Source organism: Pelagivirga sediminicola (assembly GCF_003072125.1).
In the GTDB taxonomy this organism is placed as follows: domain Bacteria; phylum Pseudomonadota; class Alphaproteobacteria; order Rhodobacterales; family Rhodobacteraceae; genus Roseovarius; species Roseovarius sediminicola.
Window position 1 is genome coordinate 1 of sequence record NZ_QCYH01000036.1, and the last position, 7,920, is coordinate 7,920.

Here is a 7,920-nt window from a genome sequence, read left to right on the forward strand (position 1 = left end):
CTTCGTGTGCGTCCATAAGGACACTCGATAAACGATCTCACAGCCCAGCAGCCAGACGGCCCTCGGCGGAGGTTTACAGAGGATTGGTCGCGCGAAGTGATTTTTGTAACTGTGATTGCTATCACTATGGCGGTGCATTTTCAGGTGATGGAGTGGAAGTGTTTTCAGTAACTGTCTGAAGAAGCTGCGCAATTTCAGAAGTGCGTAACGACCTTTTCTCGACAAGCTCACTAGCGAGAGCATCCAAGACCTGTTGATGCTGCTGGAGGATTTCTCCGGCGCGTTTTTCCGCCTTCACGATGTGCTGGCGGACACGGTCTCGGATTGCAGGTGTAGCGAGGTGAAGTGCATCGGGGTTTGCGTGCCAGACCGGCCCCTCATGGCCGAGGCCGTATGTTGCCTCGATGTCCACGGCAGTGCGAGTTGCTATCGCAAGGTCAGAAGTCGCGGGACCTCCAGCGCCAGCTGATACTTCGCCGAGCATGAGACGTTCGGCCGCCCGTCCCCCCAAAGAATAGACGATTTCATCCTCGATATCGCAGAGGCGGCTTTCGTTTGATTGCGCGCGGCGATAGATTTGGCCGCCGTCACCTGTGATCAGAATTCGGTCGATGGGTCCCAAGTCCAGAGCTTTGCCGATGACAGCATGCCCTGCTTCATGAACCGCAATTCGCCATGTGCGATCGTGGTTTTCATCGTCGGTGCCGATGTTCAATTGCTCTTCCAGCATCTCGACATTCAACAGCTTCCTTTCGTGCCGCGCGTTGGAGCGGGCAGCACGAATTGCAGCGTCGATATCAGCCGCGCTGTGGCCCACTGCGCGATTGGCGAGCTTCTGAAGCTCTGGATCAGCAATGTTATCGGCCAGGTGGTGGGAGAGGATAGCATGTAGTGCTTCAGCATCTGGCACGGGGACTTCGATCTTGATATCCATACGCCCTGAACGCAGCACAGCGGGATCCATACGGTCGACATGGTTGCAGGTGCCGACAACGATAACGCCTTCTTGCTGTGCGATCTGGTCCATCTGTGCGAGAAAAGCCGTGATCACTTGAATGCGGTAGTGGGAGGCGTGACGGTCGTCATCTGTCCGTGACCCGACCGCGTCGATCTCGTCAATCACGAGGATGCAGGGGGCAATGCGGCGCGCCTCGGCAAAAGTCGCACGCATTTCGCGCAGCATATCGCCAAGGTGACCTGCTGCCTGCCATTCGCCGAAGCCTCCGGTCACGACGGCAATTCCCGCACTATTGCCCATTGCGCGGGCCAGCCATGTTTTGCCGGTGCCGGGCGCACCAAATAGCAACAGGGAGTGGCTCAGCTCATGCCAAGCGGCTTTCCCGGCCTGCCAATCGAGCAGATCGGCAACGATGCGCCGCGCTGCTGTCAGCGCAACGTTATCACCCGTCATGTCTTCAAGGCGGGGACCATTCTCTTTGGCGTCACGATGCGTCATCCTGCGCAGGCGTTCCACCGCCTGATGTAATGTCGGCGCACGTGTGGCTGCGCAGATATCAACGGTCCATAGAGCTTTCATGGCTGTTTCAGTCGGTAGTGCCGCTCGGGTATTGCCAGCGTTGGCGAGCTGGTCAGAGAGATGCCCGCAGGCCAGAAATTTCAAGAGCACATCATGCGTGACATTTGAGAAAGCAAGAGTGGTGGGGGCAACGGCTTTCAAATGAGCAGGCAATGTAATGCCGTCAGGCTGCAGTATGATAACCGGCTCGATCTTGTCGACGCTATCGACCAGAAGACGATCGAAGCGCGACTGTGCATTCTTCGCAAGCGCGCCTTCGGCCACGTCCGGCTCAATGATAAGCCATCGTGTTGGGAAGGCACTTTTCAATATGTCTTTGATCAGTTGCAGGTCCTCGATAGCAATGTCACGGATGACGGTAATGGCACCGCATTGCGCACTTTCCTGCTCTTGATCCTGCGAACCAAAGGTCGCTGCCAACCTGACGCCAGTCAACAGCTGTCGGGCAGGCAAATACCGCGATGGAAGATCCGTGCGTTCAGAGAATTGTTTCGCTGGAACAGGACCTTCGAGTTTTTGAAAAAGAATATCCAGCTCCGAGGGCTCGTCGTCTTCGTCGTCCAGAAAACGGGATGGAGCGAGGCCATGATGACGGCGCAAGCGTTCAATCAGAGTGTCGGCGAATGCCGCCCAAGTCGGCGTGTTTTCGATGAGATGGGGCATGGGGAAGCCCTCCATATAAAATATGCATAGATAATCTCCGGCCGGATGACCGGAGAAACGAAAAACAATTTCGGCACAGGGCTATGATGCGCTCACGCTCGTCGGCTCAGCGAGCGCATCAAGCTCGGCGAGGATCACAGGGGTCATAGCAATATCGTAAATTTCGGATTTCACCTTGATCTGATCTGCAAAAACGGCGTGAGGGACTACGGCGTCAGGAAAGCTCTCCCGCAGCTTTTTGTGCAGGCGCTTTTCAAGACGAATGGCAAGTTGGCCAGAGGTCACGGACACCTTCCGCAAGATTTCGCAGGGCATGTCTGCGTCCCGAAGGAGCTGATGACGCAGGCGGCTTTCGGGGTTGTTGGAATACCCCAGTTTCACCAGTTCACGGCTGGTGGGCAAAGTGAAACGCATGGCATAGAGATAGCTGGGTGCAGCAGGCCATTGTTCACCACAGCCGCCGCAACAAATGCGGTCCGTCTGAAGGTTTGCGCGGGCAATCCGCTGTTCATGTCCGCAGTCCGAATGGCGGTAATGCCTGTAGTTAGGGTCGCTCTCTGGATCGGGCCCGAGAAGTTCCCAACCACGTTTCGCGGCTTCACGCATTTCAGAATCTTTATGGCAAACATTGCACCGGAGGTCGGTTTTACCTGCTGCCACACGTTCGACGAATTCGAATTGGCGGCGGATTTTATGACCACATTGCGCTTGATAGATAGCATAGTGGCGGTCATCATGACACCGGTAAAGGTAAGTCAGGCCCGCAGCCTGGGCAGTCAAAATCCATTGTTTCCGCACACAAGCAGAACAGAGTGGCTGCGCGGACATCAGGGTGTATAGCCTCACCTTGATCAGTTCGCCGCAGTGGTGGCAACGCAGCGCAAGATGAAGGCGGTCAATGATACGCGCGACAATATCGTAGCCTTTGTTTTGTGCCGCCTCAATCCAGTTAGGCATCAACTTGCCAGGATAAACAGGGACGGGAGAACCGGAAATCGTGAGTGTATTGATGACGTTGGTCATGAGGAAACCTCCGAGGAATCCGCTGCTGCAGCGCACGTCAAAGACGCGGCACAGGCCGGCGGCTGGTCTGTAAAAATGTGATGAAGTGGCTCTCCCCAAATTTGAGGGGAGAGGAATTGGCCGGCTTGCTTTAGAGGGCCGCGCCGAAGTCGCTTTCCGGCGGCTCATCAGTATGTGGGCCATCGATAGGACCGCCATCAAACAGCGGCAAACTGATCATCGCATCGATAAGATGGCGTCCGTGGATCAAAAGTCCGTTGCGATGCATTGCCGTCGAAGAAATTCCGCAGGCTTGAAATTTCGTGAAAAATGCTACCTGCATCTGCAGGTGCAATGCCCGCGCTCCGCCAGGTTCTTCGTGTCCGATCATTGCGTCCGCAAGCAGGGCCATGCGGCGCAGCGGTTGATCCTCACGGGTCTCGACTGGCAGGCTGTGAACATTGACCAGAGCGTCTGCGAGGTCTTCATGTGCTTTTTCAGTATCCTCGGCCCAGATCGCATAAGCTGGATCGCGGCTGTATGCGATGTCTTCGAGATCGCGTTCCGCAACGATGAACGCATGCATCGTTTTGAGAACGTCACGAAATGCCAGAGACATTGGGGTTTCGTTCGGGGGTTCATGCCCCTGTTCGGGCGTGATAGTAAATTGTTTAGTCATCAGATTTCTCCTAAGGAATGACGATGATCAGGACCTTGGTAAGAGTTACAGCTCTTGCCTTGGTCCGCTTATCATGTAATGTTGTAATCAGATAGTCAAGCAGTTTTGAGGATGATTCGACATGTCTGAGCAAAAAAAGAAGATTGGCCGCCCGAAAACGGACACCAAACCGGTGATGATCCGGATGGAACCCGAGATGATCGACGATATTGATGCGTATCGCCGGACCCTTGATGATATACCAACCCGGCCAGAAGCCATGCGGCGCATTTTGGCGGACTTTCTGGACGATTGGAAAGAGGGCGGGGGCTAAGATGGCATCTCCGTTCAACCTTGTCAGATTTTGAAAAGCCCCGCGCTAATGCAAACGGCGACCGCATGTATTTTTGATTTTACACCCAAGCGAGCACAAGCACGCCGTGTGTAGAATGCGACCGTCGCTTCTGACAAATTCAATAGTTGAGCGGTCTCCCAAGTGGTTTTGCCTTGGGCGGCCCACTTAAGCACATCAAGTTCCCGTGGGGCAAGATACAGCGCGGCGCGCTCTGATGTATCACCAGCCGTCCGCGCGCTGCCGGTTTGCAGACGGGTTACTTTGCCATCTTTGGCTCCGGACATGTGGTGAAGGATGAGTGCCGCTCCGCCAACTGGCCGTGAACCACTGATGGTCTGATCAACCTGCATCGCCGAGCTTTGATTGATATCAACTGGCGCTATTTGGTGAGTAATTTTGACATCATAAAACATGTCCGCCCCTCCGTAGATTTGAGAGGCAACCCGGCTCAGCAGCCGGGTGTTCGAAACTCTGCACGCGAGCACAGAGCGCTGCCACCTTTGGGCAGAGCCTTGGACATACGTGACAACCACCCGGCCAGATGAAATTCTGGCGGGCTCGCATGGTTTGGAGTTTCGACGCCCCGAAGCACGGATTTGGCCGTGCCCTGCCCGCAGTTTCGCACGACCGTGATGCTGACGCAAACACGATACCTCTGTTTGAAGGTATTTTAATGTGTGTGAGGTGCTGAAATACTTAAGTTATTCTGCTTGAGGTAATTGGAAGGGGCCGAGATGAAATTTTATACTGCATTTTTCTGTATGGTATCAGGGCTCGGTCTCGCCGCATCGGCTGCTCCCGCAACGGCCACCCCCGCATCCTGCGTGCTCGAAGTTGAGGACAAATCTTATATCGACGGTCAATGTTCTTTCGAGCTTCTATCCGGTGACGACGGCAGCTTCAAAATTATGGGCGCCGCCGGTGACTATTTCGCTTATGTGTATGTCGAAGGTGAAAATCGGGCCACGGCCCATTGGAACGAGATTGCGGGTGTGAACCGCGCCCACACGCCACTTGGTGCATTGACGCGTGACGGGGCCTGCTGGATCAGCGATACCGCACGTATTTGCGCGACGGCTGTCGTGCAAAAGACAGAGCTCCCGCCGTTTGGCAAATGGGATTGCGAAGTCATGGGGTTCACTTTGGATGCTCAGACCTACAATGTTTCAGGCCAAGAATTTCCTGTAGTTCAAATCGATAAGCTTGGAGATCAGGGTTACTATGTGGTCCTGCCGGATAACTACGGCATCGGGCTATTCGAAATCGAAGAGAACAGTCTTGTTTGGTATTCACAAGCCAGCGGCGACGCATTTGATTGCCGTAGAGAATAAATTTCAATTGTTCCTATGAATTGATCGTTTCCGATCAGATTCCCGCAACAGTCTAAGCCAATTGCGCTTTTTGCCGCCTGTGTCCGCATGCTTGTGCGGGTGGAAAAATTTTTACCAAAGGAGATCAGGATATGAAGAAAGCAACATTTACCCAAGGCTACGACCTTACCCCGGAAGGTGATCAGACACTCGTGAGCTTTCGGAGCGATGGTATTTCCTGGGCAGGCTATATCGTTTTTCCTTTGATTTTTACAGGGCTATCCACACTTTTCGGCACCCCTTTCTGGCCCCTCCCGTTGGTGCTGATACTGGGGGTGGGATACCTGATTTATCTGATGTTTCAGCGTCAGACTTTCACGTTGACGCCGGATGGAATCATCAAGAATGGTGCAGAATATGAGCGGGACAAGATTTCCGAAGTTCTGATCGACAACCCTATGGACAAAGAGGTTACTATTTCCGGTGGCCCTTCAATGATTATCGGCGGAACAGGTGCAGCCGGTGCTTCGATGGCGGTGATGGGTGCTATGGCGAATGCGACGACCTCGGCCGCTCTGGGGGCGAATATGGCAATCGCAAGATCGTCTGCAAAACGCCGTTTTCGTGTGCGGATCCGTTACGGATCCAAGGTTGTGACCTTGGGCCGGAACCTGAAGCGGGACCGCGCTATCGCGATTTTTGACCTGCTCACACAGGAATAACTTGCGGTTGTCGTAGGGCTCTACCGGAACGTTTCCGAAAATCCAAATGGCGTGGAAAGCAGTGCTTCCGCGTCCTTCGCCACCAATTTCAATTACCAAATGAGAGGAACAGACTATGAATAAGAATTTCGCATATGCATTGGGGTTTGGCCTCGCTATTGGTTCGCCAGCCATGTCGGAAACCTATCTGAACCCCGAGCAAGCCTGGTGGAACACGTTCTTTCAGGCTGTCGATGGCACGACGCCTGACCATGAAGCGATTGCCAGAAAAGACCCTGCATACCTTTCAGCAGGTGAATTCGACCGCGCGACTGTGTTGCAGGAGGTCATCGCGCGCTTGCAGGCTGAACAGGCAATTATCGATGTTGAGGCAGCGGAGGTCACGATTTCGATCCGGGCGAAGTTGGGCGACTACAGCGTCGAGCACAACGGATTTCCCGTGAGCCTTTTTTCGCAGAATTCGCACATGAAATACGGCTTCAACCAGCTGTTTTTCCGGAACTGGTCAGACTTCAATGTCTTTCCCGCAACCATTGAAGAGGGCAAGGCGCTGCGTGAACGTGTCGGCCAGCGAGCTCTGGTCGCCGAGGTGACCATGACGAACTTCCAGAAATCCGCGACCCGCCCAAACGCATATGACGGTTTCGTATCGCGGGTTGCTTATTTTGCGCGGGACGGGCTTCCCATCGCTGAATACAGTGCAACTGAAGATGCACCACTCGCCGACGACGTTCAGGCCGATATGGTAAATAGCGCACGGTCCGCACTTCTTGAAGCGTCAGGCATCCCCGCTTTGGGAACTTCCTGGATGGAGGCGAAGGGACTGTTGACCGAAGCCTATCCGTATGTCGCCAGTGACGATTTCGCATATACGGATAGCGGTAAGATGATCGCTTATCGCTATGATGCCGGACAGCTTGTCACCGATGAGGTTCACATTGCTGAACGGCCGTTTCGGGTGTTCCTACAGCAAGTTGATGGTCCGTGGCGAACAACGCGCGGGTTCAGTGGCAGCAGTGTCATGGCGGGTATGAACAGCGCCTATTCTGTCGACATCAAGGGGACCGGCCCAGGGCTTGCGTGCTACACGCCTGAGATCAAAGACCGTTGTGCCGTGCTCGAGTTCTCCCCTGCGGATGGTGGACATGTCCTGACCCGCGTATACGGCGTGATCGAAATGGAGCGCTTGGACACTCCGCAAGAGGCGATCGACACTCTGATCGGGGCTGATATCGCCACAGCTTTCGACGGTTTCACCACTAAGCTTGGTTATGATCCGGAAGAGGTCAAGCAGGGTGTTGCCGTGAAGTATGGCGGAAACGGCGGCGTCGAGGCCTACGCAGTTGGCGCGGGAGCAACGATAGACGAAACCCCGTTCTACGATCCATTGGAGAACACCCGGGGGGTGAATGCCATCAACCGTGAAATCGCGATCTTCGCAGTCGACGGCTCAGCAACGCGAATGCCGGTGATTTTCGTTCTTCAATAAGTGCGCATCGCTCTATAAAACCGAAGCAGGTTGGACACAAAGCTGACCTGCCGGTGAGCCGCATGCACTATAGCTGTCCCAGCCTCTGATCGTCATGAACGGCCCAAGGACTAAGCCGCTCCGCGGCAATGGCGCTTGCGGCTGATGGATTGAGCCCTCCGTAACAGCGCGCATTTTGCGATCT

General features: G+C 54.5%; 8 protein-coding genes. 4 read left to right on the plus strand and 4 right to left on the minus strand.

Features of this window, described 5'->3' with window-relative positions; translation table 11 throughout:
* Window positions 1-124: 124 nt before the first annotated feature.
* The 3 genes from DC366_RS19005 to DC366_RS19015 form a co-directional block, all read right to left on the minus strand.
* Window positions 125-2,200, minus strand: a complete 2,076-nt coding sequence (locus DC366_RS19005; RefSeq protein WP_165802969.1) for an AAA family ATPase — start codon at window positions 2,198-2,200, stop codon at window positions 125-127.
* Window positions 2,201-2,281: 81 nt separating this feature from the next.
* Complete coding sequence (locus DC366_RS19010; RefSeq protein WP_243405236.1) at window positions 2,282-3,223, minus strand: GIY-YIG nuclease family protein; 942 nt, start codon at window positions 3,221-3,223, stop codon at window positions 2,282-2,284.
* A gap of 130 nt (window positions 3,224-3,353) precedes the next feature.
* Complete coding sequence (locus DC366_RS19015; RefSeq protein WP_133176251.1) at window positions 3,354-3,881, minus strand: hypothetical protein; 528 nt, start codon at window positions 3,879-3,881, stop codon at window positions 3,354-3,356.
* 121 nt (window positions 3,882-4,002) lie between these two features.
* Between DC366_RS19015 and DC366_RS19020 the strand changes: the two genes are divergently transcribed.
* Window positions 4,003-4,194, plus strand: a complete 192-nt coding sequence (locus tag DC366_RS19020) for a hypothetical protein (RefSeq protein WP_108642222.1) — start codon at window positions 4,003-4,005, stop codon at window positions 4,192-4,194.
* Between the two features lie 23 nt (window positions 4,195-4,217).
* On the opposite strand, the gene DC366_RS19025 is transcribed toward DC366_RS19020, so the two are convergent.
* Window positions 4,218-4,628, minus strand: a complete 411-nt coding sequence (locus tag DC366_RS19025) for a response regulator transcription factor (RefSeq protein ID WP_207768786.1) — start codon at window positions 4,626-4,628, stop codon at window positions 4,218-4,220.
* A gap of 321 nt (window positions 4,629-4,949) precedes the next feature.
* Here DC366_RS19025 and DC366_RS19030 point away from each other — a divergent pair, with 321 nt between their 5' ends.
* From DC366_RS19030 to DC366_RS19040, 3 genes are all read left to right on the plus strand, one after another.
* Window positions 4,950-5,546: a hypothetical protein gene (locus DC366_RS19030; protein ID WP_133176252.1), complete on the plus strand. Its 597-nt coding sequence runs from the start codon at window positions 4,950-4,952 to the stop codon at window positions 5,544-5,546.
* Window positions 5,547-5,677: 131 nt separating this feature from the next.
* A complete protein-coding gene (locus DC366_RS19035) occupies window positions 5,678-6,247 on the plus strand; it encodes a hypothetical protein (RefSeq protein WP_108693731.1) in 570 nt (189 codons plus the stop codon).
* Between the two features lie 115 nt (window positions 6,248-6,362).
* Window positions 6,363-7,736 (plus strand): hypothetical protein, encoded by a 1,374-nt coding sequence (locus DC366_RS19040; RefSeq protein WP_133176253.1) that lies wholly within the window; start codon window positions 6,363-6,365, stop codon window positions 7,734-7,736.
* The last annotated feature ends 184 nt before the right edge of the window (window positions 7,737-7,920 follow it).